The sequence below is a fragment of the Erythrobacter sp. S227 genome, assembly GCF_057364925.1.
The window spans coordinates 1864107-1888547 of record NZ_CP200280.1; the positions used below are offsets into that span (position 1 = coordinate 1864107).

Genomic DNA, 24441 nt, shown 5'->3' on the forward strand with positions numbered 1-24441 from the left:
CTCATGCATATCTCAAAAGCAGATGAAATGTGTCGGCGTACTTTCATGCGGCGAGCAAGTGCGCTTTCAGCGGTTGGAGCAGGCAGTGCTTATGCGCTCGGGCTCGCAGGTCTTGGTGAGCTTGCAGCGGAATCGGGCGCAACCGACTACAAGGCACTTGTGTGTGTGTTTCTTGCAGGCGGAAATGATCACGCGAATACGCTCATTCCTTATGACAACTTGAATTACAGCCGATACTCCGCGCTTCGTGGCGGCGTTGAAGGCGTTGCTCTACGTCAAGCTGATCTTCGTTCGACGGTCCTTCAGCCGAGAGAGAAGCAAACCCTAACCGATGATCAAGTGCTCGCATTGGCTCCTTCGATGCCTCGGCTCAAGGCACGTTTTGACGAAGGCGTAATGGCGCCCGTGATGAATGTTGGGCCTCTCTTGGCGCCACTCACCCGCTCTCAATATGACAATCCTAATACGAACGCCTATCCGCGACCAGCCAAACTCTTCTCGCACAATGATCAACAGTCGACATGGCAAGCTTTTCGTCCTGAAGGAGCTGTTACTGGTTGGGGTGGATTGCTCGGCGACATCGGCATGTCATCGAACCAGAACGCAATGTTCACTGCGATCAACACGAGTGGGAACGCTGTCTTCCTTAGCGGACAAGAAACAGGTGCCTACAAGGTGGGCTCGAGTGGTGCGACCAAGGTAGGCGGCCTGAGCCGACTGTATGGGAGCGCGGTGGCTGGCAATGCGCTCGATACGCTTTTGCGTTATCAAGGCGGACACGTATTCGAGACGGATCAGGCCACTGTAAACGCGCGATCAATCGATTACTCCGGTTTTGTGAATGACGCGCTCGAGAATGCGCCAGAGTTTACCAGGTATGCGGACGATAGTGGGTTGGCTGGACAACTCTCATTGGTCTCTCAAGTCATGGCGGCGAGACAACAACTCGGAGTGACGAGGCAGGTCTTCTTTGTGACGATGGGCGGCTTCGACAATCACACTGATCTGAGAGACAAGCATCAAGGCCTCTTGGCGGAGGTCGATGCGGCGTTGGATCAATTCTACTCGGTAATCGTTCGCCTTGGGTTGCAAAACAACATGACCGCATTCACTGCTTCTGATTTCGGCAGAACCCTCACATTCAATGGCCGAGGCAGTGACCACGGATGGGGCGGCCACCACTTCGTCTTGGGTGGAGGTGTAAAGGGAGGACAAATCTACGGCACAGCCCCGCATGTCTCAGTGAGCGCTGACGACCAAGTCGGGCAAGGGCGCTTACTACCCACCATCGCCGTGGATCAGTACGCCTCAACAATGGCTCGATGGTTCGGTGTACGCACCTCGGACCTCCACTATGTAGCGCCAAACATTGGGCGATTTTCAACTCCAGATATTGGGTTTATGCGAGCATAGTACCAAATTAATTCACCAGACCACGCGATAAAAAGCCACAGAACGTGAGGTGTTCCGGGTTTCTTTAGAAAATTATTTTGCATGTCTTATTCGGTGGGTAGCGTTGCGCGAAATGAGGATGATCTTGTCGTTCAATGAGGTGCTTCTCTGATTGCTATCGCAGTTAAGCGGAATGCCTGAAGTTTTCGGTCCTACCAAACAGTCGCCCTAACAACACTTGCCGATTTTTTGATTTGCATTGAGCGGCCAATCGCACAATCCAGAAGCTCTATGGGCATAAGGCATAGGCGCGAATGACTTATGAACTGCCTCGTCAAGAATTGGCTCAAATCGCACTAATCAAAATCTTCGCGTATGCTGAAGCCTTTTTTTCTTATTTGGTGAAGACATGAATTCAATGAACCAACTTGATGGGTGGTCCTACTCGCAATCACCACACCCCCGGTGGCGTTCAACCGCTCTTGACGCAAGACCGATGCGCCTCAATGTCCGTAAGTGGGTCGGGAACAGACTGTCAGCTTTTCCGAGTGAAACAGCTAGGAGCCGACGGTTAGGAAACGGCCCAATTCCTGTCACAGAGCACTAGCCGGAATTTATCCTTCTAAATCAGTAACTCGACGATGATCATATGCTGGAGTTGGCAGGGGTAGCCCAGTCTTGTCGCTTCATTCGTTGGCTTCGGAGAGATCACTACGCGGAGTGGTGAGTGCGCCGCGCGCCGGACCCAAAGTAAATTCCGGCACAAAGGCTCCTGTAGAGTCGAGCGCCACCCCTATCGGGGAGCGGTTATGGTAACCTTTGGTAAGATCGCTAAATCACCAAAATATATCAGCGCAAAATGGCGGAGAGACAGGGATTCGAACCCTGGGTACTCGTGAGAGCACAACGGTTTTCGAGACCGCCCCGTTCGACCACTCCGGCATCTCTCCGCATGTCCTTGCCACAATGCAGAAGGTCAATCCTGCTCAAAGGACCGCGCCCGTTACCCCACGTGTCGGCAATTGCCAAGCCCCCCAAACTCACATTCGCCCTAAAGCGCTTCACAAAATGCGGGCATATCTGGGACACAGCGGTGCAAATCGCTTGTTTTGCAGCTGCGAGGGTCCATATTAATGCGACGATGGAACGATCACATTTCTTCTCCAGTCAAGCAGGGCGCAACATCAATGCGCCGCGCCTGACCAAAAGCCGCTTCGGCATTGGCGAAGTGGTGCGGCACCGCCTGCTCGATTTTCGCGGCGTGGTATTCGACATCGACCCGGTCTTTGCAAACAGCGAAGAATGGTATCAGTCGATCCCTGAGGACATGCGCCCGCCGCGTGAGCAACCGTTTTATCACCTGCTCGCCGAAAACGAGGAAACGAGCTACGTCGCTTATGTTAGCCAGGGCAATCTGGTCGACGACAGTTCAGGTGGTCCGGTTGATCATCCGACCGTGCCCCAACTGTTCGAGCAGTTTAAGAACGGCCGCTACCGTATGCGGCGCTCGCTCACTCACTAAGCCATGTGTGGCTTGGGATTTCAGCTTTTCAGGCGCCAGCCCGAGCGAAGCACCCAGTAAACAGCCAAAGCCACAGCCAGGTTGAATAGCGCAAGGCCGGCCGCTGCAACCATCACTGCATCGCTGGTGCCGATATCGCTTTGTCCCAGGAAGCCATAGCGGAAGCCCGAAATCACGTAAAAGAACGGGTTTGCTCGGCTCACCGCCTGAAAGGCAGGGGCAAGGTTGTCGATCACATAAAACGTGCCCGAAAGCAGAGAAAGCGGTGCGACAATGAAATTGCTGATGGCGGCGTTATGATCGAATTTCTCCGCCCAGATCGAAGTCGCCAAACCAATCAGCCCAAGCATAACGGCGCCCATCAGGCCGAACCAGATTACCGCCCAAACGTGTTCCACTGCGAGCGAAACGCCGGGCCAAAGCAGCATCGCAAGCGCAACCGCCCCACCCACCATAATCGCGCGCGTGACGGCCGCGCCCACAATCGCTGCCATAAGCTCGCCGGGGGAAAGCGGCGGCATCAGATAATCGATGATTGTCCCCTGGATCTTGCCCCCCAAGAGCGAGAAGGAGGAATTGGCAAAGGCATTTTGCATCATTCCCATCACAATCAGGCCCGGTGCAACAAAGCTGGCAAAGTCCACGCCCAGCACTTCGCGCCCGCCACGCCCCAATGCGACAGTGAAAATCACCAAAAACAGCAGGGTTGTGACCGCCGGAGCCCAAATCGTCTGCGTCTGGACCTTGAGAAACCTGCGGACCTCCTTCATATAGAGCGCCAAGAGCCCCACGCGATTGATTCCGGTGATCATCGGTACGCCGCGAGGGGGAAACCGGGTGCTCCCGGCTGCAGTGTTCTGAGTGGGAGCTGTTGCACCTTCGGGTGTGGCTGAAAGGTCTCTTTCCATGAGCTAAGCGCCTAGTGCCTCTGGCGAGATGTGACAAGCTGCCTATCTATGGGCGGTAGAGAAAGAACGCCAAAGTAGAATGGACGTTATATGAGTTGGACTGACGAGCGGATCGATACGCTCAAAAAGATGTGGGAAGGCGGTTCTACCGCTAGCCAGATCGCTGAAGAATTGGGCGGGGTTAGCCGCAATGCCGTTATCGGCAAGGCGCACCGGCTCGGGCTGAAATCCCGGCCGTCTCCTGTTAAATCGGGCGACAAGAAGAAGAAAGCCGCGGCGAAAAAGCCTGTGACCAAGGCAGCAGCGCCTCCCAAAAAGGCAGCGCCCAAGCCCGTAGCCAAGCCTGCGCCGGCGGCTACGCCCGCTCCGGCAACAAAGGCTGGCGCGCCGGTCAACAGCCAGCCTGTCCCCAATCCGACACCCGATCTTCCCAAGATCGTATCGGTTGGTCCGGGCGGCTTCCTGCGTCAGGGTCCGGGTGATCAGCAACCGCCGATCCCCCCTGCTCCGCCGCGCCGCCTTGTTCCGGCAAAGCCTGATCCCTCGATCAAAGACAAGACAAGCCTTCTGGACTTGTCCGACAAGGTCTGCCGTTGGCCCATGGGTCACCCGGGAGAGCCCGATTTCCACTTTTGCGGCAATGCCGTGAACCCGGGCTTCCCTTATTGCGTCGAGCACTGCGGCCGGGCCTATCAGGCACAGCTTCCGCGTGGTGCCCGCAGACCCCCGCCACCGCTCCCGTTTGGCGGTCCACGGGTCCGCTAAAATCGCATTCGGTGATGGCTCTGCGCTAAACCAATCAATTACTAAAGGCCCGGTCGCTTTCCTAAGCCGCCGGGCCTTTCCACCTATAGGGAGAAACCCACTATGCCCCTTTCGCTCCACGCCGCCTTCGTTCCCAGCGCGCTTCAAATGCTTGGGACCGCGTCCCATCTGCTCAACACAACGGAAAGTTGGTGCGAAGAGCAGGGCTGTGATCATGGCACAATCATTGGCGCACGGCTGATCGATGATATGCTCCCATTTAGTTATCAGATCAAAAGCGTTGCCGAGCACACAGCTGGTGCAATCGAATCCCTTGCCGCAGGCGTTTACAGCCCCGACCTCAACCCGCCCCCCAGCACATTCGAAGGTCTTCGCGAAAAGCTCGACCAAGCGAAGGGCGTGATGAAGGGCCTGGATGAAGCTGAGATGGAAAGCTGGATCGGGCGCGATATGCGCTTTGAGTTCAAGTCGAGCACTATGGATTTCACGCTCGAGGATTTCCTGCTGAGCTTTAGCCAGCCCAATTTCTACTTCCATTGCAGCGCCGCCTATTCAATTGCCCGATATCTGGGTGTGCCTGTTGGCAAAACCGACTTTCTTGGCCGCGTGCGGATCAAGAGCACGTAAAATCATGACTCTTCGAACGACAGCCTTTGCTGTTCTCCTTCTCGTTCCAACCGCAGCACAGGCCGAGTTGCCAGAACCTGTGCGCGCCATGATCGATGCCGCCATCGCGACCGGTGACGAGGCCAAAGTGCGCACCGTCATCGACATCGCGCGCACCACCAACCCAGATGACGGCGCAGAGCTGGACACGATCCTTGCCGGGTTTGAGACCCGGCTTGCCGCGAACGAAGCCGCAGAGGCCGCCGCCGAAGAAGCCGAGATCCGCTCCGCCGGCATCTTCGAGAACTGGTCGGGCCAAGGCGAGCTTGGTGCGTTCATGTCCTCTGGCAATGCCGACAACACCGGTGCCACGGCCAGCCTCGCGCTTACCAAGGACGGCATCAACTGGCGTCACAAGCTCGCAGGACGGGCCGATTACCAGCGCTCCGAAGGGGTCACCACCCGCGAGCAATTCCTCGCTGCCTACGAGCTCAACTACAAGATCAGCGACCGCCTCTACGCCTATGGCCTTACCCAATATGAGCGCGACCTGTTCCAGGGCTTCTCTGCACGCTATGCCGCATCAGGCGGCCTTGGATACGACGTCCTCACCGCTGGCCCGACACTCTCTGTCAAAGCAGGTCCCGCATGGAGGCGCACCGAACTGATCGGCGGCGCGACCACCAGCAATATCGCCGGGCTTGCCGCTCTCGATTTCGACTGGGAGCTTTCCGACAAACTCTCCTTCACACAAGATGCCAGCGCCTTCATCCAGAGCGGGTCGAGCACTTTCATTTCCGATACCGGCGTGCAGGCGTCCATTTCGGATGCCGTATCAGTGCGCCTGTCCTACACGGTTGAACACGACACCGATCCACCCGCCGGAGCGGTCAAGACCGATACGCTGAGCCGGATCACGGTAATCTACGGCTTTTGATGGCTACGGCGCGAGCGTTAGCGAGCATGACCCGTCCTGCCAAACCAGATCACATGATGCGCGCCCTTGTTGTTCGGGCGTGAGCGCACACGGCGTTCCTCGACATCCAGGCGCGCCTCTTGCATGCGCCGCCTGAACCCGTGATCGGGCGCAGCGGACCAGACCGAGACGATGCCGCCCGGCTTCAACGCATCGCGCGCTTTACCAAGGCCAGTGCGCGAATAGATGCGGTTGTTGTCCGCGCGCACCATGCCATCGGGGCCATTGTCCAAGTCGAGCAGGATCGCATCAAACTTTGCGCAGGTTCCGTCATTGGCGTCATCGATAAGCGCCGCCACATCGCAGATTTTGAGGTCAAGACGCGGGTCTTCGAGGCAATCTCCCGTCAGCTCTGCCATAGGCCCCTTGGCCCACTCGATGATCTTCTCTGAAATCTCCGCAACCACGACTTCGGCATTGTCGGGCAGCCTTGCAAGCGCGGCTCGCAAGGTGAAGCCCATGCCATAACCACCAATCAGGATGCGCGGACGCGGCGTGCCCAGCCGGTCCAGTGTCAGTTCCGCCAGCTGCTCTTCGGAAAAGCGCATCCGCGTACTCATCAGCTCGTTATAGCCCAGCACAATCATGAAATCGCGGCCGTGGCTGAACAACTCCAGCGTCTCGCCCTCATCGATTTGGACTGTGTCCAGAAGCTCGCGTTTTAGCATTTAGGATCGTCCTTTGGGGTATTGCGCTAAGGCATTGCAATTCTTGAATTTAACGGAAGTTTTGACACACTTGACACACTGTCCAGGGCCAAAACTCGTTGGGGTGAGCAGACCGGCCCTTTTGATGGTTGAATAAAAGGTCATCGCCGTTCGGATCATCGCACGGCTTTAGCCGATTTGGCGAATGTAGGAAATTGCCAGTCTCGTCTCGGTCCCACCAAAACAAAACCCCGCCAAGACTGCTCTTGGCGGGGTTTAGTATGTCTTTTGCGAAAGGGCTTAGTCTTTCAGGAAATCAGGCATTGCTGCTGGGCCGTCATTACCGCCCTTGTCGCCGCCACCGCCGTCACGGCGACCACCACGGTCACCGCCGCGTGAACGATTACCACGTGGGCCACGGCGATCACCGCCACGGCCACCGCCGCCTTCACGCTTTTCACGAGGTGGGCGGGTGTCTTCCAACTCTTCGCCGGTTTCCTGGTCAACAACGCGCATCGAGAGACGCACCTTTCCGCGGTTGTCGATCTCGAGAACCTTGACCTTCACCTCTTGGCCTTCCGACACAACATCGGTTGGCTTTTCAACGCGCTCGTTCTTCATTTCGGAGACGTGGACGAGACCGTCCTTGCCACCCATGAAGTTCACGAAAGCGCCAAAGTCGACGATGTTGACGACCTTGCCGGTGTAGATTTTGCCGACTTCGGCCTCTTCCACGATGCCTTCGATCCATGCGCGTGCCGCTGCGATTTCATCGGCGTTGGAAGAGCTGATCTTGATCGTGCCTTCATCGTCGATATCAACCTTCGCGCCGGTTTCGGCAACGATTTCGCGGATGACTTTACCGCCTGTACCGATGATGTCGCGGATCTTCGATTTGTCGATCTGCATGGTCTCGATACGCGGGGCGTGCTTGCTGACTTCGTTGCGGGCACCGGTGAGAGCTTTCGCCATTTCACCAAGGATGTGCGCGCGGCCTGCTTTCGCCTGCTCCAGTGCTTTGGTCATGATTTCCTGCGTAATGCCGGCAACCTTGATGTCCATCTGAAGCGAGGTGATGCCTTCTTCAGAGCCTGCCACCTTGAAGTCCATGTCGCCAAGGTGATCTTCATCACCAAGGATGTCTGAAAGGACCGCAAAGTCCTCGCCTTCAAGGATAAGGCCCATGGCGATGCCCGATACCGGACGTGCCAATGGAACACCTGCATCCATCATCGACAATGCGCCGCCGCAAACGGTGGCCATCGAAGATGAACCGTTGGACTCGGTGATGTCAGACAGAACGCGGATGGTGTAAGGGAAGTCCTCGACCGTTGGCAGAACCGGACGAAGCGCGCGGAATGCAAGCTTGCCGTGGCCGGTTTCGCGGCGGCTGGTGAAGCCGAAACGACCAACCTCACCCACCGAATAGGGCGGGAAGTTATAGTGCAGCATGAAGTTGCTATAGCTGAGGCCTTCAAGACCATCGATCATCTGCTCGGCGTCTTTGGTGCCAAGCGTGGTGGTGCAGATTGCCTGCGTTTCACCGCGCGTGAACAGAGCCGAACCGTGGGTGCGTGGAAGCAGACCGACCATGGCTTCGATCGGGCGAACCTGATCAAGCTTGCGGCCGTCGATGCGCGTGCCGTCCTTGAGGATCGAACCGCGAACGATTTCGCTTTCGAGCTTTTTGACGAGCTTGAGAGTGCCAAGGTATTCTGCCGGATCGCTTTCCGCGAGGTCAGCGAATGCTTCGCGGGCCTTTTCGCGCGCTGCGTTCACGGCATCCTGACGAGCGGACTTGTCAGTGATCTTGTAAGCGGCTTCGAGATCGGCACCGATGGCACCGCGAAGGCGTTCCATCTTGGCGGTCTTGTCTTCGACCGGATCAAGATCCCATGGGTCTTTCGCTGCCTGTTCAGCAAGCTCGATGATCGCGCCGATAACCTTGCGGCTCTCTTCGTGGGCGAACATCACAGCGCCGAGCATTTCTTCTTCGGTAAGCTCTTTTGCTTCCGATTCCACCATCATTACCGCGTCTTGTGTCGCGGCCACAACAAGGTCAAGACGGCCATCTTCGCCAAGCGCATCTTCAACCTTCGGGTTGAGGATGTATTCGCCGTCATTGTTAAAGCCAACGCGCGCTGCACCGATCGGGCCCATGAATGGAACGCCCGAAATGGTGAGAGCAGCAGAGGATGCGATCATCGCAAGAATGTCTGGCTCAGTCTCGCCATCGTATGACAGGACCTGACAGATCACGTTGATTTCGTTGTAGAAACCTTCCGGGAAGAGTGGGCGGCAAGGACGGTCGATAAGACGCGATGTGAGCGTTTCTTTTTCCGTCGCGCGGCCTTCGCGCTTGAAGAAGCCACCCGGGATACGGCCAGCTGCTGAGAATTTTTCCTGGTAGTGTACGGTCAGCGGGAAGAAGTCCTGGCCTTCCTTGACTGACTTGGCGGCGGTCACGGCGCACAGCACCACGGTTTCGCCATAAGTGGCCAGAACAGCGCCGTCGGCTTGACGGGCAATACGGCCTGTTTCCAGAGTGAGGGTTTTTCCGCCCCACTCCAGCGATACGGTTTTCGTGTCGAACATGGATTTTCCTTAAATGACCCGCTTGGCCCTATTGCTCAGGCGGGGCCTACAGTTTTTCCGGGTTTAACCGCCCGGATGGCGGTGTGTGGGGCTTTTGAAACATATGCCCCAAGGCGTAGCTTTGCCGAATTGCAAAGCGCTGCCCCCATTCAAATCGCCACCCTGACTTTTACAGGGATGACGCCTTAATAGCAAAACGGCCCCCGTTTGGGAGCCGTTCGCTTGAATTATTTACGCAGACCCAATTTCGCGATCAATGCGTTGTAACGCTCGACGTCTTTCTTCTTGAGATAGGCGAGGAGGTTGCGGCGCTTGTTCACCATCATAAGGAGGCCACGACGCGAGTGGTTGTCCTTGTGGTTGGCTTTGAAGTGCTCGGTGAGGTTTTTGATACGCTCGGTAAGGATCGCGACCTGTACTTCTGGCGAACCGGTGTCGCCTTTGGCTTGCGCGTTGTCCTTGATGATCTCTGTTTTACGCTCGGGTGCTACTGACATGTTTGTTCTTTCTACTCAGCGACATCGGGAAGGTTAAAACCCCTGACCACTTTGGTCGCGCCATCCGAAATCTGAACCAGCGCCACCGGAACATTGTCCAGCATCGCACAGTACAGCCCGGATGGTTGGGGCAATCCAGACACGACCCGGCCCTGCTGGACCGCCTGCGCGTCTGTCTGGGTGAGGTGAAGGGCCGGGATGTCGTCCAGCCCTGCCTCTAACGGCAGGGTTAAGTCAGATAGGTGCGCGCCATTAGCGATTTCGTTCAACTTGTCCAGCGAAATCGCGTTGGTTTCGAGGAACGGACCCGCTTTTGTTCGGCGCAGATAGGTAGCGTGGCCGCAAGTGCCAAGGGCGCGGGCGATATCGCGGGCAAGGCTACGGATATAGGTGCCTTTGGAAACATGGGCGGTGAGGGTGATGTCGTCCCCGCCATCGCGTCCGGTGATGGTCAATTCATGGATCGTAACGCTGCGGGTCTTAAGCTCCACTTGCTCCCCTGCCCGCGCAAGATCATAGGCGCGTTTGCCGTCCACTTTGAGCGCGGAGTATGCAGGGGGCACTTGTTCGATAGGCCCGGTAAACTGGGGCAGAACCGCTTCGATTTCGGCAAGGCTGGGGCGCACATCGGACCGGTCAACAACCTCACCTTCCGTATCAAGCGTGTCGGTTTCTTCCCCAAATTTCACGGTAAACTCATAGATCTTGCTCGCATCCAGCATCCGCCCCGCAAGCTTCGTCGCCTCGCCCAGAGCAATCGGCAAAACACCCTCCGCCAGCGGATCAAGCGTGCCTCCGTGACCGACCTTGGTTTTAGAATATCCTCCCTCACGAAGGTTCCGCTTCACCGCCGCCACTGCTTGCGTCGAGCCAAGCCCGCGCGGCTTGTCGAGGATGATCCAGCCGTTAGGTGCCGGAAGCTTGGGGGGCGTCGGATCACCCATGCCATTCGTCCTTGAGGAGACCAAACACCGCCGTGTCGCGGCGATATCCGGTCCATGTCACCATATTCTGGCGCATCACACCCTCTTGCCGCGCGCCCAGTTTGAGCACGGCTGCTTGCGAGCGCTTATTGCGAGTGTCCACGCGGAACTCGATCTTCTGAAAGCCGCATTCAAACGCATGTTCGATCATCAGCTTTTTCATCGCCCGGTTGAAAATACCACCGCGAACCTCGGGCACAAGATAGGTCCCGCCGATTTCGACCACGCCAAACTGCGTTGGCCGGATAAAATTGGTGAGCCCCGCCAATTCGCCAGAACGTGCGTCGATCACCGCGAAATTCACCCACTCAGGCGAGCTGCGAAACATCGCCAGCGCGTCATCAAACCCGTCACCGCCAAGGTTCACAGGATAAATGTCCCAGATATCCTGATCCAGGCGGCAGGCGGCGCGCAAAGGCTCGATATGCTCATCGGCCAGCGGCTCCAGCCGCACAGGCGCGTACTCCAAAGTGGTCGACAATGCCGTCATCGGCGCAGCCTTTACGGCAGCCCTTACGCAAGCGCCACCCAATTGGCGACACCTTCGTAAAAGCTCATCACCGCCGCCACGAGGGGCAGCACCGTGACTTCGAGCCATCCGGTTCCGAACACCCAGCTAAAGCCGATCACGCCAAGGATCAGCACCATGCCAAAGCGTTGCAGCTTCTCCCATTGATCGCGCAATGCCTTTGGCAAAAGCCCACCCAATATATGGGAGCCATCAAACGGCGGGATGGGAAGCAGGTTGAACATACCAAGGAACACATTGATGAGCATGAACAGATAAAGCCCCGTTGCCACCGGCAATGTCGTCCCGTCTGGTGCGATCAACATGGGAAAGCCCGCGCCGCCCTCTGCCCAGCCTGCGCCCGGTGTGCCGATGATGCCGAACGCAACCGCCCCAACAAATGCGAGCGCGAAATTCATCGCTGGCCCCGCCGCTGCAACCGCCATCATGCCAAAACGCGGGTTGGATAGCCGCCATTTGTTGACCGGCACAGGCTTTGCCCAGCCGAACGCTGGCGCTCCCATCAAGAGCAATCCGCCGGGCACCAGAAGCGTGCCAATCGGGTCAACATGGCGAATGGGGTTAAGCGTCAGCCTTCCGCGCTCGCTTGCCGTGGGATCGCCCAAGGCTTTGGCCGCAAGCCCGTGCGCCACTTCGTGAAACACGATGGCGATAACGAGGCACGGGATAAAGACGGCTGCAAAGCTGAGAGTATCGAACATTGGCATTCATGTAGGAACGAGGGCCGTCCAGTACCAGCCAACCGCTAGCCCTGCGACCCTTTGACCAGCAAACGACCGCGATACCACTCCAACGCCGCACGCTCGGTTTCAACCACGAAGGATGCCTTGCGTTCGATATAATCGTCGATCCCACGCCAATCGGCAAGAACGCGTTCCTTCACCTGCGAATAGGCGCGCGCAACCTCAGGATGGGCGAGCAGGTAATCGCGAAAAGCCAGATGCCGTCCGATGTGAGGCGAGCCTTTCTCAAAGGCGTGAATATGGTGGCTGCGTACCCCTTCTTCATTGTCTTTCATGAAGTAACGGCGCCCTTCGATGCCTTTCTCACCTTTCCCGATGAACCCGGCATCGCGAAACGCGGCAGCTTTGCGATCCAGCGCTTCAAAATTGGTGGCTTCGATCAGGATGTCAATGACTGGCTTGGCGAGAATGCCCGGTATTGCAGTGCTGCCCACATGGTGGATGCCAACCGCGTGCTCGCCCAGAATGTTCGACACTGTCTCACGCACTGTGAGAAAGGCATCCGCCCACGCGGGATCGTGGGGAACAGGCGGCTTCTTCGTCCGCTTCATCCTAGCCCAGCGCGCCCGCTTCGCTGCGCAAGGCTGCGCTGAAATGCTTGCGGCACAGCGCCACATAACGGTCATTGCCGCCGATTTCGGTCTGCTCGCCCTCTTTTACAGGCGCGCCGCTCGCATCGACGCGCAAGTTCATCGACGCCTTGCGCCCGCACCAGCACACCGCCTTCATCTCAACGAGAGCATCGGCAATACCCAAAAGCACCGCAGAACCGGGGAAAAGCTCCCCCTGAAAATCGGTGCGAAGGCCATAGCACAGCACCGGGATGCCGTGTTCATCGGCTAATGCTGCCAATTGCCACACCTGATCCGGCGTCAGGAATTGCGCCTCATCGACCATCACACAATCGAGTTTGGTGCGCCCATGCTGGTCAAGAATGGCGGATTTCAGATCGGTGTCTGTTTCATACAGATGCGCACCCGCTTCCAATCCGATGCGGCTTTTCACCTGCCCCGCAGAGCGCGTATCGAGCTTTGCAGTCCACACCATCGTCGCCTGCCCGCGTTCACGGTAGTTGAAGTCCGCCTGTAGCAGCGAGGAGCTTTTGCCCGCATTCATGCTGGCATAGTAGAAATAGAGCTTGGCCATGCCATTTGCCTAACGGGGGCTCGCATATCTCGCCAGAGGGCGAAGTTGATTATTCCCGTCATTCATCGCGTCACTGATGAAAGGCCTATTAATCGGTGTGACAGGAGGGATGCGCAATGCTAGCCAGAGCGCAAATCGAATTACGGCATCGAATTACAAACGGGGATCACACACATGGCATCGGCTGCCGAGGCGAACACTCATCAAAGCATGACCGGCTTTCTCGGCTGGGTTGAACGCTCAGGCAACAAATTGCCCGACCCCGTATTCCTGTTCTTCTATTTGATCTTCGCACTGGTTGCGATTTCGGTTCTGCTCGCGGCCCTCGGCGTTTCCGCTCTGCACCCGACGCAAGTTGACGAGGCCGGAAACCCGGCTGTGATAAGCGCGGTGAGCCTGCTCTCGCCCGATAATATCCAGAAACTCTGGGTCGAAATGCCTAAGACTTTCACCCACTTCCACCCGCTGGGGTATGTCCTTGTGGTGATGCTGGGCGCTGGCGTGGCGGAGCGTTCGGGCTTCTTTGCTGCCGGCATGTCGAGCGCAGTTAAATCTGCGCCGACCAGCCTTTTGACCCCTGTGGTGGCTCTCGTCGCGATGATCGGCAACCACGCGGCGGACGCGGGTTACGTTGTGCTGATCCCGCTCGCAGGCATTCTGTTCGCGGCCGCTGGCCGTCACCCGCTTGCAGGGATCGCGGCAGCATTTGCGGGTGTATCGGGCGGGTTCTCGGCCAATATCTCCCCGGGCCAACTTGACGCGCTGCTCTTTGGCATCACCGAGGAAGCCGTGGGCGCAAGCGCGCTTGATCCGGCATGGACGGCAAACCTGGCGGGCAACTGGTATTTCATCGCCGCGATGACGTTCCTCTACCTGCCAATCATCTGGTACGTGACCGACAAGGTGATCGAACCCAAGCTTGGCCCATGGACCGGCGGTGCGAAGGCCGGAGCGGGCGAAGACGACTCTATCGCTGAGGCCAATCCCGAAAACGCTGGCAAGGGCCTTCGCAATGCAGGGCTCGCGGCACTGGCCGTTGTGGCACTTTGGGCGGTTATGGTGTTTGCCCCCGGCACGCCTCTCATTGACGAAGCGGCCTGTTTGACGGAGGCAGGCGAGCGCATTCCGGATTGCTCCATCCACGGCGAGCTTCGTCCACTCTACCAATCTTTGGTGGCGGCCTTCTTCATCCTCTTCCTCGCGTGCGGCTGGGCCTATGGCAAGGCGGTCGGGACGATCAACAATCACCGCGACCTCGTAAACATGATGGCCGAGGCGATGAAGGATATGGGTTATTACCTCGTCCTCGCCTTTGCAGCGGCGCACTTTGTGGCGATGTTCGAGTGGTCGAACCTTGGCCTTATCTCCGCCGTTCACGGCGCGGCCGCGATCCAGTCGACCGGTCTGCCGCTGCCGATTGTGATTGGCCTGATGGTGATCTTTGCAGGGGTTTTGAACCTGTTCGTCGGTTCGGCCAGCGCCAAGTGGGCTCTGCTCGCTCCGATCCTTGTGCCGATGCTGATGCTGCTCGGGATCAGCCCGGAAGGCGCGACCGCAGCTTACCGTGTGGGCGATAGCGCGACCAATATCATCACGCCGTTGATGGTGTATTTCCCGCTGATCCTGATCTTTGCGCAGCGCTGGGTGCCGAGTTTCGGGCTCGGTAGCCTGACGGCGACGATGCTGCCCTATTCGATCTGGCTCCTCATTTCGGGCACGCTGCTGATCGTGATCTGGTTCTATCTCGGCATTCCGCTGGGGCCGGATTCGCCGGTTTCCTATACGCTGCCCGAGGCGTTGCCCGCCGCGCTGCCCAGCACAGGTTAATCTGCGGCATGTGAAACCAATCGGGTGAAACAGGCGTATTACGCGTTAGGAGATCACAAAATGACGACCTTGCTTAAACGCCTTTTCCTGCTGCCCGTGTTCGCAGCACTATTGGCAGCGAACAGCAGCGCGCCGGTGCAATACCGGCTCGATCAAAGCAATTCCCTGCTCAGCGCAAAGGTCCCCTTCTTCGGCCTGTCGAGCAAAACCGCGACCTTCCCCAAGATGAGCGGTACCGCGACGATTGTCGGCAATGACCCGTCCAAGGCAAAGATCGACGTGACCTTCGATGCGACCGCTTTGACTGCGCCTGATACAGTCACTCTGAACCGCCTCAAGGGAGAGAAATTCTTCTGGGTGGAGCAGCACCCGAGCATCCGTTTCAAAGGCCGCGGGCTTTCGATGACGAGCGCGACCAAGGGCACGATCACCGGCCAGCTCACCGCGCGCGGCGTGACCCGCAATCAATCCTTGAGCGTGACCTTTGATCAGGACCCGTTGAAGGCAGGCGCCAATGCTCCGATTGCCTTTACTGCCAAGACCAAGATTGACCGGCGCGAATTTGGAATGCGTAGCTTTCAGCTGATCGTTGGCAACAAGGTCGACATCACCTTCGATGCGCGGATTGTGCCCCAGTAAGGGTTAGGCCCCAGAAGGCCTAGTCTTCGTCGCCCAAATCGTCGCCCAGATCGTCGCCTAGGTCTCTGGCCACCTTTGGATCGCGCAGCAGTTGCTCGATCCGGTCAGCCTCGGCAAAGCTTTCATCTTTCCGAAATTTGAGCTTGGGCGCGAATTTCAGGCCTAGCCGCTTGGCGACCTCGCGCTGGAGGAATGCTGTGTTCTGGCGCAGCGCCTTCACCACATCATCCTCTGCATTGCCCAAAAGCGGCTTCACATAAGCGGTCGCATTGCGAAGGTCGGGTGTCATGCGCACTTCGGTCACCGCGATGTTGGACGCGCTCACCACGTCATCGTGCACTTCCTGCCGGGCGAGAAGCTCGGACAGGATATGGCGCACGCGCTCGCCTACTTTGAGGACGCGGACGGATTGCTGCTCGGCGGTGTGATCTAGTCGTTTAGCCATGCGCGCCCCCTTAGCGAACTGGCCCCGGGCATGCGAGCGATTCCTTGGACGCATGACATTGGTCGAGATCTAAGGGGGTGACCTACGCCGCCCGGCCTATTGAGAACCCCTCGTATATTCTCATATCGCGGGCACACAAAACGATAACCACCGCAGGAGACACACATGAAGACACTGACTTCGATCATCGTCACAGCGGCACTTATTGCCCCCGCCGCTGTCCCCGCCGCCGCGTCTGCCGGCCACCGGATCAACACGCCGGGTACAGAAAGCCGCCATGAAGCGAACCTTGCCGAGGCGAAGGCGCAAGGCGCTCCCCGCTATGACGCGCAAGGCCGCCCGTCCGCATCAGAGCAAAGCGCAGAAGAGCCGACCACCAAACGCCGCCCTCGCGCAGCATTGGCTGGCAAGGTGAATGTCGCAGCGCGTTCAAGAACCCAGTGATTTAAACGAGAGCATCCAACCCCGATGCTTGCTGGACGGGCGGATGAGAGGGATCGTCATCCGCCCATTTTGCCAAGAATATTCTTGAGGCTGTTCATATTGCGCGCGGTGCCTTTGACCTTGATGCGCCGTTCAAGAAATTTGTTCGACAGGTCCGACACCCCCACGCCGTAAACGTAGTCGAGGAACAATACGCGGTCGCCAAGGGCAAGCCGCTCGCTCCCCTTTGAGCGGTGCTCTTCGATCAGCGCATCGACAGCGGTTTGCTCGGGCTGCTGGCTGAGGAAGATGGAGTGCACCATCTTGTCGCTGCCATGCTCTGGCCCGGTGCCATGAAAGGGATTTTCCTCAATAGCAGCGCGCACTTCATCGCGCGTGCGCACCATGACGCAGGAAGTGAACCCGAAGCGGGTTTTTATGAGGTCCTCAATCGCGATTTCGAGCATGGCGGGGTCTGCCTCGCTGTCCAGCACCACATTCCCGCTGGCCGCGATGGTGGTCACCTCTCCATATCCCGCATCGGCAAAAGCCGCCTTCACATCGACCATTTTGACGCGGTTGCCGCCGATGTTGATCGAGCCAAGCAGGGCGAGGTAGCGCTGGGAACAGGTAGAGCTCAAATGTCGAGCCCGGTGTTGGTAGAGCTTGGCCGCGATGTAGGCAGCGCCGTCGAGGTTGCGCGTGCCATCAATTTGCCGTCTTCGGAGTAAAGCTCGCCTTCGAGGATCACGACCTTGCGACCACCTTTTACCACGCGCCCCTTACCGATCAGCGGGCCTTCGGGGATGAGGCGGATAAGGCTCATCGAAATCTCAAGATTGAGCGGCGCCATTTCGCCGCCCGTGGCCGCAACATAGGCATAACCCATCACATCATCGAGATAGCCAGCGACAAGCCCGCCTTGGACACCGCCACGCCAAGTGGTCATTTCTTTGCGCACCGTGAAGCGCATGGTCGCGGTTTGGGTTTCCGCGTCATAGGAGACGAACTGCGAGCCAAGAAGCGCGGTGTGCGGGGATGTGTCCGCGTCTTCGGGGTGGATGTATTCGCCAGTTGCCATTATCAGCTTAACCCAGAGCAGGCTCGGCCTTGCAAATGTCAGTAGCCTTCTTGAGTTTCAAATGCACTGGCTCGTCATCGTCATCGAATGACGCATCAGCCCCAAGGACTAGCTCATCAGGAAGAGACAAGCGACGGTAACGAGAGTCTCGTCCCTCCTCGTTCCACTCACCCAAGTCCATCGTGTATACACCGTTATCATCACACCAAGCGGTGAACGGCCAAACCGCCTCCGACCTGGCCTTCCCCCACCAACCATTAACTGGTGGTCCAGGAACAACCTTCATCTGCTCATCAGCGAGCAGGTCAATGAAGAGAGTATCCCATTCGTCTTTCGGGTCGCTGAACTCTACACGAAGAAAACGCTTTTCCGGCATTTATTACCCAACCTCCAGCGTCCGCTCGCGAAGCTCGACTTCAAAGACTTCAAGCTGGTCGCCCGGCTGGATGTCGTTCGTGTCCTCCAGAACCACGCCGCATTCGAGGCCTGAGCGCACTTCGTCCACGTCGTCCTTGAAGCGTCGCAATGATGCGATGGTGGTTGCGGAGACGATAACGTCGTCGCGGGTGAGACGCGCGAACAGGCCTTTGCGGATAACGCCCTCTTCGACGAGAAGACCCGCCGCCTTGTCGCGTTTGCCCGAACGGAACACCTCTTTGACGTGTGCACGGCCAACAACGGTCTCGATCCGCTCTGGACCAAGCTCTCCTGCCATTTCCTTCGCAACGTCGGCGGTGAGGTGATAGATCACATCGTAATACATCATCCGCACGCCGTCGCGTTTCACAAGCTCACGCGCTTTCGCATTGGGACGAACGCCAAAGCCGATGATCGGCGCATTGGATGCCGCGGCCAGTGTCACATCGCTTTCCGTGATCGCGCCAACGCCTGCGTGCAGGACGCGTGCCTTGATGTCATCGGTAGAGATGTTGTGGAGCGCATTGACGATTGCCTCAACGCTGCCTTGCACGTCCGCTTTGACCAGAACGGGCCATTCAATGACGTTGGAGGCGAGGTTGTTGAACATCGTATCGAAAGAGGTAGGCGCAAGCGCGGTGCGCTTCTCGGTTGCCTTCTCCTGACGATATTGCGCCACTTCGCGGGCGCGCTGTTCGTTTTCAACCACGGTCAGGCGGTCGCCTGCTGATGGCACACCGCCAAGACCAAGGACCTCGACCGGCATGGATGGTCCGGCTTCCTTGATCTGCTTGCCCGCATCATTGACGATTGCGCGCACACGGCCGCTCTGGGTGCCGACAACAAAGGTGTCGCCCCGCTTCAAAGTGCCGCGTGTGACCAGCACAGTCGCAACAGGACCACGGCCCTTGTCGAGCTGCGCTTCGATCACGGTTGCATCCGCCTCGCGGTCAGGACGCGCTTTCAATTCAAGCAGTTCGGCCTGAACATTGATCGCCTCAAGCAGGTCATCTAGACCGGTTTTCTTGATCGCGGAGATTTCAACATCCTGCACATCACCCGAAAGCTTCTCCACGATAACCTCGTGTTCAAGCAGGCGGTTGCGCACATTGTCCGCGTTCGCCTCCGGCTTATCCATCTTGTTGATCGCAACGATCATCGGGACGCCCGCGGCCTTGGTGTGCTTAATCGCCTCGATCGTTTGCGGCATGATGCCATCATCGGCGGCCACCACCAGAACAACGATATCGGTCACATTTGCACCGCGCTGACGCATCTCGGTAAAGGCTGCGTGGCCCGGCGTATCAAGGAAAGTGATCTTCTGCTTGTCCTTGGTCGTGATCTGGTAGCTGCCGATGTGCTGCGTAATGCCGCCCGCTTCGCCCTTGGTGACATTGGCACCGCGAAGGGCATCAAGCAGCGAGGTTTTCCCGTGGTCGACGTGGCCCATAATGGTCACAACCGGCGGACGCGGTTTCAGCGTCTCTTCAGGATCACTATCCTGTTCGTCCTGAATATCGACATCGGCCTCGGAGACCTTCTCGATATTGTGGCCGAATTGTTCGACGAGCAGTTCGGCTGTGTCCTGATCGATGGTCTGGTTGACCGTGACCATCATATCGAGGTTGAACAGCTCTTTGACGAGGTCAGCGCCTTTTTCGCCCATACGCTTGGCAAGTTCGCCAACCGTGATAGCTTCGGGCACAATGACGTCGCGCACTTGTTTCTCGCGCGGCTTGGATGAACCGCCGCCTTGCATGCGGCGCTCTTTTTCACGCGCGCGTTTGAGCGCAGCGAGCGAGCGTGCACGCCGGCCTTCGTCCTCGTTCAAGGCCTTTGTAACGGTCAGCTTGCCAGAACGGCGCTTGTCCTTGCCGCCGCCTGTATCCTTGGCTGCGCCTTTGTCGTCTTTCTTCTTCGCAGCCTTTTTCTCGGGCCGCTTGGGTTCGGGACGCGACACAGGCGTGAATTTGCGTGCTGCCGGTGCAGGCGTGCCCGGTTTTGCTGCCGGCTCGCCAACATCCGCAGGCGCAGCAGTCTCTTCCTCGGCTTGCACGCTCGCTTCGGCCTCTTGCTTGGCCTGCTCTTCGGCTTGCGCCTTGGCTTTGCGGTTTTCTTCTTCGCGCTTTTTGGCTTCTTCGGCGTTCTGCTTTGCCTTCTGCTCGTCGCGCTTGCGGTTTTCTTCCGCCATACGCAGCCGCTCTTCCTCGACCTCACGCTGGAGGCGTGCCACGCGCTCTTGAGGGGTCTCGGCAGCAGCCGCCGGTTTCTTGGGCGCAGGCGCTTTGGCTGCCGGAGCCGGGGTCGGCTCGGGCGCTGGCGCAGGCGTTGGCTCTGGCGCAGGGGCTGGCGTCTCGCCGGGCTTCAGGAGCTTGCGGCGGCGCTTGACCTCGACCGCCACCTTATTGGTGCGGCCGTGGCTAAAGGTCTGCTTGACCTCGCCAGCTTCCACCGCCTTTTTGAGGCCAAGTGGTTTTCGTGCTGGTTTTTTCTCTTCGTCGCTCATCTAGCTCATTAGTCCTTCAAGAATAACATTTTCGGGATGCTTGCAGCGCCCCATAAGTCGTGTCGTATCGCCGCTCTAGCCGGGGGGATCGTTCCCCGAGACGCCAGGCCCCAAAGTGGGCCCCAAAAACCGCGAGAGGCGCATCACAGCCTGGCCGACCCTGGCCGAAGCCGTCTTGGAGCCACCGGGTCGACCGGAAACCCCCAAATGCACGACATTTTCACGGCCCAATGCCACAGACAACGCATCGCGGTCCAGTGGCAAGACTAACCCGCGCACACCTGTGCCTTCCTGGTCGGTGCCCACGCGCCACGCCTGATCCAGTTTCTTGCGGCCATCCTCGCTGCTGTCGCTTGCGTGGAGTAAAAGGGCGACCCGGCCCGAACGGGCGTGTTCTTCGATCTTGGCAGAGCCAAGCACGATGTTGCCACCGCGAAGCTCCAATCCAAGCCGGTCAAGCAGAGTGCGTTTGAGCGCATCTGCAATCTGTTGTGGCAAATTGTCGCTGTAGGAAAGCGTCACGCGCTCTCCGTTGTCTTTGGCTGGACCACCTTTGAACGCTCGCATCAGCGCTCTCTTGAGGTGGCCATCACCCATAGCAGTTTCAAGCGCTTCCTTGTCGGGCGCAATCCAGGCACCCCTTCCAGGAGCCTTCGCCTGCGGGTCGGGCAGCACTTCGCCGGTCGGCGATATGGCGAGCCGGATCAGTTCCTCGCGCGGGAAACTCTCCCCGCAAAGAACACACCGGCGCTCGGAACTGGAGGGCGCGCAGGGCTTGGCGCTCCCGGAATTACTCCCGGGAGTTTCGCCTTCAACGATGTCGGAGCTTACGCACTCATTGTGGGGAGTCCGCATCGGCGGCCTCCTGACTTGCGGAGTCAGCTTCAGCAGCCGGCTCTTCATCTTCAAACCAGTGTGCACGTGCAGCCATGATGATTTCGTTGCCCTGCTCTTCGGTCAGGCCAAACTCACCCAGAACGCCGCCCTTGTCAGCCTCGCGTTGTGGGGGCTTGCGCATAGGCGGACCATCCGGGTTGTTGTTGCGGCGACGCGGCGCCTCGCGTTTCTTGGCGATCAGCTCGTCGGTCGCAAGGTCGGCAACATCGTCAAGCGTCTTGAGCCCCGCCTTGCCCAGCACCACCAGCATCGCTTCGGTCAGGTGCGGCAATTCGGCAATCGCATCTTCAACGCCGAGTTCACGGCGAGTGGTGCGATGGCCTTCTTCGGCACGCTCGATCGCTTCGAGAGCGCGGCTTTGGAGTTCCTCTGCGAGTTCCTCGTCAAAGCCTTCGATGCTGGCGAGTTCAGCCAGTTCAACGTAAGCGACTTCTTCAAGCTCGGCGAAGCCTTCAGCCACGAGAAGCTGTGACAGCGTTTCATCAACGTCGAGCTCTTCTTCGAACATTTTCGAACGCTCGGCAAACTCCTTGGAGCGTTTTTCGGAAGCCTCTTCCTCGGTCATGATGTCGATCTGTTGACCGGTCAGCTGGCTTGCGAGACGCACGTTTTGGCCGCGGCGACCAATAGCAAGGCTGAGTTGATCATCAGGCACAACCACTTCGATGCGGCCATCGTCTTCGTCTAGAACCACGCGGGCAACCGTTGCAGGCTGAAGCGCGTTCACGATGAAGGTCGCGGTGTCATCGGACCATGGAATGATGTCGATCTTCTCGCCCTGGAGCTCTTGCACCACGGCTTGAACGCGCGAACCCTTCATACCCACACAGGCACCGACGGGATCGATGCTGCTGTCGTGGCTGATCACACCAATCTTGGCGCGGCTGCCGGGGTCACGGGCAGCGGCTTTGATCTCGATGATGCCGTCGTAAATCTCGGGCACTTCCTGCGCGAACAGCTTGCGCATGAAATCAGGCGCGGCGCGGGAAAGGAAGATTTGCGGGCCGCGATTGTTACGCTCAACCTTGGTGATGAGCGCGCGAACACGCTCGCCCACACGCGCGGCTTCACGCGGAATTTGCTGATCGCGGCGAATGACGCCTTCTGCACGGCCAAGGTTGACGATCACATGGCCGAATTCGACCGATTTGATGACGCCGGTGATGACTTCGCCAGCACGGTCCTTGAATTCTTCGAACTGACGCTCACGCTCTGCATCGCGGACCTTTTGGAAGATCACCTGCTTTGCAGACTGCGCATCAATGCGGCCAAGATCAACCGGAGGCAGCGGATCGACAATAAAGTCGCCAATGGCCGCGCCCTCTTGCAGTTTCTGACCCTGTTTCAGGTCCACCTGCTTGAAGTAGTCCTCGACCTCTTCAACCACCTCGACCACACGCCACAGCGTCAGGTCACCGGTGACCGGATCAAGCTTTGCGCGAATGTCGTTTTCCGCGCCATAACGATTGCGCGCACTCTTCTGGATCGCTTCTTCCATCGCTTCGATCACGATGGATTTGTCGATCATCTTTTCCGATGCAACGGCGTTCGCAATTGCAAGCAGTTCAGCCTTATTGGCGGAAATGGCACTGGCCATCAGTCGTCTGCCTTCTCTTTGGTTTCTTCTTCGATTTCGTCAGCACCGCTTGTATCAAGCGGCTTGGTCGCAGCGATCAGCGCGTCTGTCAGGACAAGCTTTGCACTGTGAATTTGGTCGCGGGGGAGGGCAACCTCGCCCGTCTTGGAGTCGTTGAGCGCCACCATACCAGCTTCGATGCCGGTAAGCTCGCCTTTAAACACGCGTTTGCCCGTCTCATCGCCGGACCAACCTTTGGTCATGACAATGCGCGCCTCGTGCCCTGCCCAGGTCGCAAAGTCCTTTTCGCGGGTCAGCGGGCGGTCGATACCGGGCGATGACACCTCAAGGTGATACGCGCCCTCGATCAAAACTTCGCCTGCCTCTTCGCGGGCGTCCATCATCTCGGACACACGGCGCGAGAGCGCGGCGCATTGCTCGATAATGAGCTGCCCGGTCGCAGGGTCTTCGGCCATAATCTGCAAAGCTTCACCGCCGTCGCCTGCCTCGGACGGCATCATCGCCACGCGCACCAGCTCAAAGCCCAGAGCTTGTGCTTCGGGTTCAATGAGAGAGGTAAGGCGGACAAGATCGGTCATATTGGCGGCGTCGATACTCGATGAGTGTTACAATTCAAACAGACATGGCCGGTTGGTGCCGGCCCCTGTTGGCGCCAGCCCCTTGTTGTGTTCGACAATGTCGGGATGGCGCTCATCTAGGCGCAAAGCGTTAGCTTGGCAAGGCCTGCTGTCAACAAGAGCTTCGGGGGCAGGTTGACAGTTGAAAGAAAACCGGGGCCAGGCCCTTAGATCGAGCCATCCACCCAGGCCCTGACCTCGGACCGGATCGCCTTGAGCTCGTCTTCTCTATAGGTTTCAGAAAAACGTCGCACATCGAGGACTTCTTCGTCCTTTAATGGCGGGTCAAACATGATGCCATTGGTTCCCCCGTACCGGCCCCTCGTAGTCCGCACGATGTCGCAAAAAAGCTCTTTTCCGGCGATTTCGAGGATGGCCGTTTCGCCGGTATCCAGCGGGCTTTCCAACCCCAGTTGCGCGCCGGTGCTCGACAGGTCGATCAAAATGCAGCGGTGACTGCCATAAAGAGTGATCAGCCTTGCAGGGATGGCCAGTCTCAAGCGCGGAGCAGATCTGCGCCCGACCGGAATACCGTCTTGTGTTGTGAACCCGGCGTTCGAGGAATCGGCGTGCCCCGACCCATGCCCGCGTGCACTTTTGCCGGGGAAACCGTTACGCCTTCTACCGGTGGCGTCCGAACCGAGATTGGGGAGGCGGTTTGCCGAGCTCATGGTTGAGCAAGG

Annotated in this window: 26 protein-coding genes and 1 tRNA gene; 8 read left to right on the forward strand and 19 right to left on the reverse strand. The window is 58.2% G+C overall.

Features of this window, described 5'->3' with window-relative positions:
• Nucleotides 1-3: 3 nt before the first annotated feature.
• Nucleotides 4-1413 carry a DUF1501 domain-containing protein gene (locus tag AC0V6Q_RS08690; RefSeq protein ID WP_486167997.1) on the forward strand — a complete coding sequence of 470 codons (1410 nt, stop codon included), beginning with the start codon at nt 4-6 and terminating at the stop codon, nt 1411-1413.
• Nucleotides 1414-2252: 839 nt separating this feature from the next.
• Here AC0V6Q_RS08690 and AC0V6Q_RS08695 read toward each other — a convergent pair.
• Nucleotides 2253-2342: transfer RNA gene (locus AC0V6Q_RS08695), tRNA-Ser, on the reverse strand.
• A 191-nt stretch (nt 2343-2533) separates the two neighbouring features.
• Between AC0V6Q_RS08695 and hspQ the strand changes: the two genes are divergently transcribed.
• Nucleotides 2534-2914, forward strand: a complete 381-nt coding sequence (gene hspQ / locus AC0V6Q_RS08700; RefSeq protein WP_486167998.1) for a heat shock protein HspQ — start codon at nt 2534-2536, stop codon at nt 2912-2914.
• A 20-nt stretch (nt 2915-2934) separates the two neighbouring features.
• Here hspQ and AC0V6Q_RS08705 read toward each other — a convergent pair whose 3' ends face one another.
• Nucleotides 2935-3822: an ABC transporter permease gene (locus tag AC0V6Q_RS08705; RefSeq protein WP_486167999.1), complete on the reverse strand. Its 888-nt coding sequence runs from the start codon at nt 3820-3822 to the stop codon at nt 2935-2937.
• A gap of 90 nt (nt 3823-3912) precedes the next feature.
• Here AC0V6Q_RS08705 and AC0V6Q_RS08710 point away from each other — a divergent pair, with 90 nt between their 5' ends.
• The 3 genes from AC0V6Q_RS08710 (at nt 3913) to AC0V6Q_RS08720 (ending at nt 6130) form a co-directional block, all read left to right on the forward strand.
• On the forward strand, nt 3913-4587 hold the full coding sequence (locus AC0V6Q_RS08710; RefSeq protein WP_486168000.1) for a GcrA family cell cycle regulator: 675 nt from the start codon (nt 3913-3915) through the stop codon (nt 4585-4587).
• Between the two features lie 102 nt (nt 4588-4689).
• Nucleotides 4690-5214 (forward strand): DUF1993 domain-containing protein, encoded by a 525-nt coding sequence (locus tag AC0V6Q_RS08715; RefSeq protein WP_486168001.1) that lies wholly within the window; start codon nt 4690-4692, stop codon nt 5212-5214.
• A 4-nt stretch (nt 5215-5218) separates the two neighbouring features.
• The gene (locus AC0V6Q_RS08720) at nt 5219-6130 is read left to right on the forward strand and encodes a DUF481 domain-containing protein (RefSeq protein WP_486168002.1); all 912 of its coding nucleotides are present in this window, start codon (nt 5219-5221) and stop codon (nt 6128-6130) included.
• Nucleotides 6131-6147: 17 nt separating this feature from the next.
• Here the strand turns inward: AC0V6Q_RS08720 and AC0V6Q_RS08725 are convergent, their stop codons facing one another.
• From AC0V6Q_RS08725 to AC0V6Q_RS08760, 8 genes are all read right to left on the reverse strand, one after another.
• On the reverse strand, nt 6148-6837 hold the full coding sequence (locus tag AC0V6Q_RS08725; RefSeq protein WP_486168003.1) for a spermidine synthase: 690 nt from the start codon (nt 6835-6837) through the stop codon (nt 6148-6150).
• A 279-nt stretch (nt 6838-7116) separates the two neighbouring features.
• A complete protein-coding gene (gene pnp / locus AC0V6Q_RS08730) occupies nt 7117-9411 on the reverse strand; it encodes a polyribonucleotide nucleotidyltransferase (RefSeq protein WP_486168004.1) in 2295 nt (764 codons plus the stop codon).
• Between the two features lie 227 nt (nt 9412-9638).
• Nucleotides 9639-9908, reverse strand: a complete 270-nt coding sequence (gene rpsO / locus AC0V6Q_RS08735) for a 30S ribosomal protein S15 (protein WP_486168005.1) — start codon at nt 9906-9908, stop codon at nt 9639-9641.
• Between the two features lie 11 nt (nt 9909-9919).
• The gene (truB, locus tag AC0V6Q_RS08740; RefSeq protein ID WP_486168006.1) at nt 9920-10852 is read right to left on the reverse strand and encodes a tRNA pseudouridine(55) synthase TruB; all 933 of its coding nucleotides are present in this window, start codon (nt 10850-10852) and stop codon (nt 9920-9922) included.
• Complete coding sequence (locus tag AC0V6Q_RS08745) at nt 10845-11381, reverse strand: GNAT family N-acetyltransferase (protein WP_486168007.1); 537 nt, start codon at nt 11379-11381, stop codon at nt 10845-10847. Before AC0V6Q_RS08745 ends, truB begins: the two co-directional genes overlap by 8 nt.
• A gap of 23 nt (nt 11382-11404) precedes the next feature.
• Entirely contained in the window at nt 11405-12121 is a 717-nt protein-coding gene (locus AC0V6Q_RS08750; protein WP_486168008.1) for a site-2 protease family protein, read from the reverse strand.
• 44 nt (nt 12122-12165) lie between these two features.
• A complete protein-coding gene (locus AC0V6Q_RS08755; RefSeq protein ID WP_486168009.1) occupies nt 12166-12714 on the reverse strand; it encodes a GrpB family protein in 549 nt (182 codons plus the stop codon).
• A gap of 1 nt (nt 12715) precedes the next feature.
• Nucleotides 12716-13309: a thymidine kinase gene (locus AC0V6Q_RS08760; RefSeq protein ID WP_486168010.1), complete on the reverse strand. Its 594-nt coding sequence runs from the start codon at nt 13307-13309 to the stop codon at nt 12716-12718.
• Between the two features lie 174 nt (nt 13310-13483).
• Between AC0V6Q_RS08760 and AC0V6Q_RS08765 the strand changes: the two genes are divergently transcribed.
• The gene (locus AC0V6Q_RS08765) at nt 13484-15136 is read left to right on the forward strand and encodes an AbgT family transporter (RefSeq protein WP_486168011.1); all 1653 of its coding nucleotides are present in this window, start codon (nt 13484-13486) and stop codon (nt 15134-15136) included.
• Nucleotides 15137-15196: 60 nt separating this feature from the next.
• Nucleotides 15197-15775, forward strand: a complete 579-nt coding sequence (locus AC0V6Q_RS08770) for a YceI family protein (protein WP_486168012.1) — start codon at nt 15197-15199, stop codon at nt 15773-15775.
• 19 nt (nt 15776-15794) lie between these two features.
• Here the strand turns inward: AC0V6Q_RS08770 and rbfA are convergent, their stop codons facing one another.
• The gene (gene rbfA, locus AC0V6Q_RS08775) at nt 15795-16220 is read right to left on the reverse strand and encodes a 30S ribosome-binding factor RbfA (RefSeq protein ID WP_486168013.1); all 426 of its coding nucleotides are present in this window, start codon (nt 16218-16220) and stop codon (nt 15795-15797) included.
• Between the two features lie 165 nt (nt 16221-16385).
• Here rbfA and AC0V6Q_RS08780 point away from each other — a divergent pair, with 165 nt between their 5' ends.
• Nucleotides 16386-16664, forward strand: a complete 279-nt coding sequence (locus AC0V6Q_RS08780) for a hypothetical protein (protein WP_486168014.1) — start codon at nt 16386-16388, stop codon at nt 16662-16664.
• Nucleotides 16665-16720: 56 nt separating this feature from the next.
• Here the strand turns inward: AC0V6Q_RS08780 and AC0V6Q_RS08785 are convergent, their stop codons facing one another.
• The 8 genes from AC0V6Q_RS08785 to AC0V6Q_RS08820 all read right to left on the reverse strand — a co-directional run bounded on the left by AC0V6Q_RS08785 (nt 16721) and on the right by AC0V6Q_RS08820 (nt 24429).
• Nucleotides 16721-17284, reverse strand: coding sequence for a DUF1697 domain-containing protein (locus AC0V6Q_RS08785; RefSeq protein ID WP_486168015.1), 564 nt, complete (start codon nt 17282-17284; stop codon nt 16721-16723).
• Complete coding sequence (locus AC0V6Q_RS08790) at nt 17281-17724, reverse strand: PaaI family thioesterase (RefSeq protein WP_486168016.1); 444 nt, start codon at nt 17722-17724, stop codon at nt 17281-17283. Before AC0V6Q_RS08790 ends, AC0V6Q_RS08785 begins: the two co-directional genes overlap by 4 nt.
• Nucleotides 17725-17731: 7 nt before the next feature.
• Complete coding sequence (locus AC0V6Q_RS08795; RefSeq protein ID WP_486168017.1) at nt 17732-18100, reverse strand: hypothetical protein; 369 nt, start codon at nt 18098-18100, stop codon at nt 17732-17734.
• A gap of 3 nt (nt 18101-18103) precedes the next feature.
• Nucleotides 18104-20647 (reverse strand): translation initiation factor IF-2, encoded by a 2544-nt coding sequence (gene infB / locus AC0V6Q_RS08800; RefSeq protein WP_486168018.1) that lies wholly within the window; start codon nt 20645-20647, stop codon nt 18104-18106.
• A gap of 75 nt (nt 20648-20722) precedes the next feature.
• A complete protein-coding gene (locus AC0V6Q_RS08805) occupies nt 20723-21502 on the reverse strand; it encodes a DUF448 domain-containing protein (RefSeq protein ID WP_486168019.1) in 780 nt (259 codons plus the stop codon).
• Complete coding sequence (gene nusA / locus AC0V6Q_RS08810; RefSeq protein ID WP_486168020.1) at nt 21483-23141, reverse strand: transcription termination factor NusA; 1659 nt, start codon at nt 23139-23141, stop codon at nt 21483-21485. Before nusA ends, AC0V6Q_RS08805 begins: the two co-directional genes overlap by 20 nt.
• Nucleotides 23141-23719, reverse strand: coding sequence for a ribosome maturation protein RimP (gene rimP, locus AC0V6Q_RS08815; RefSeq protein WP_486168021.1), 579 nt, complete (start codon nt 23717-23719; stop codon nt 23141-23143). Before rimP ends, nusA begins: the two co-directional genes overlap by 1 nt.
• A 206-nt stretch (nt 23720-23925) precedes the next feature.
• Nucleotides 23926-24429 (reverse strand): PilZ domain-containing protein, encoded by a 504-nt coding sequence (locus AC0V6Q_RS08820; RefSeq protein ID WP_486168022.1) that lies wholly within the window; start codon nt 24427-24429, stop codon nt 23926-23928.
• Nucleotides 24430-24441: the final 12 nt, after the last annotated feature.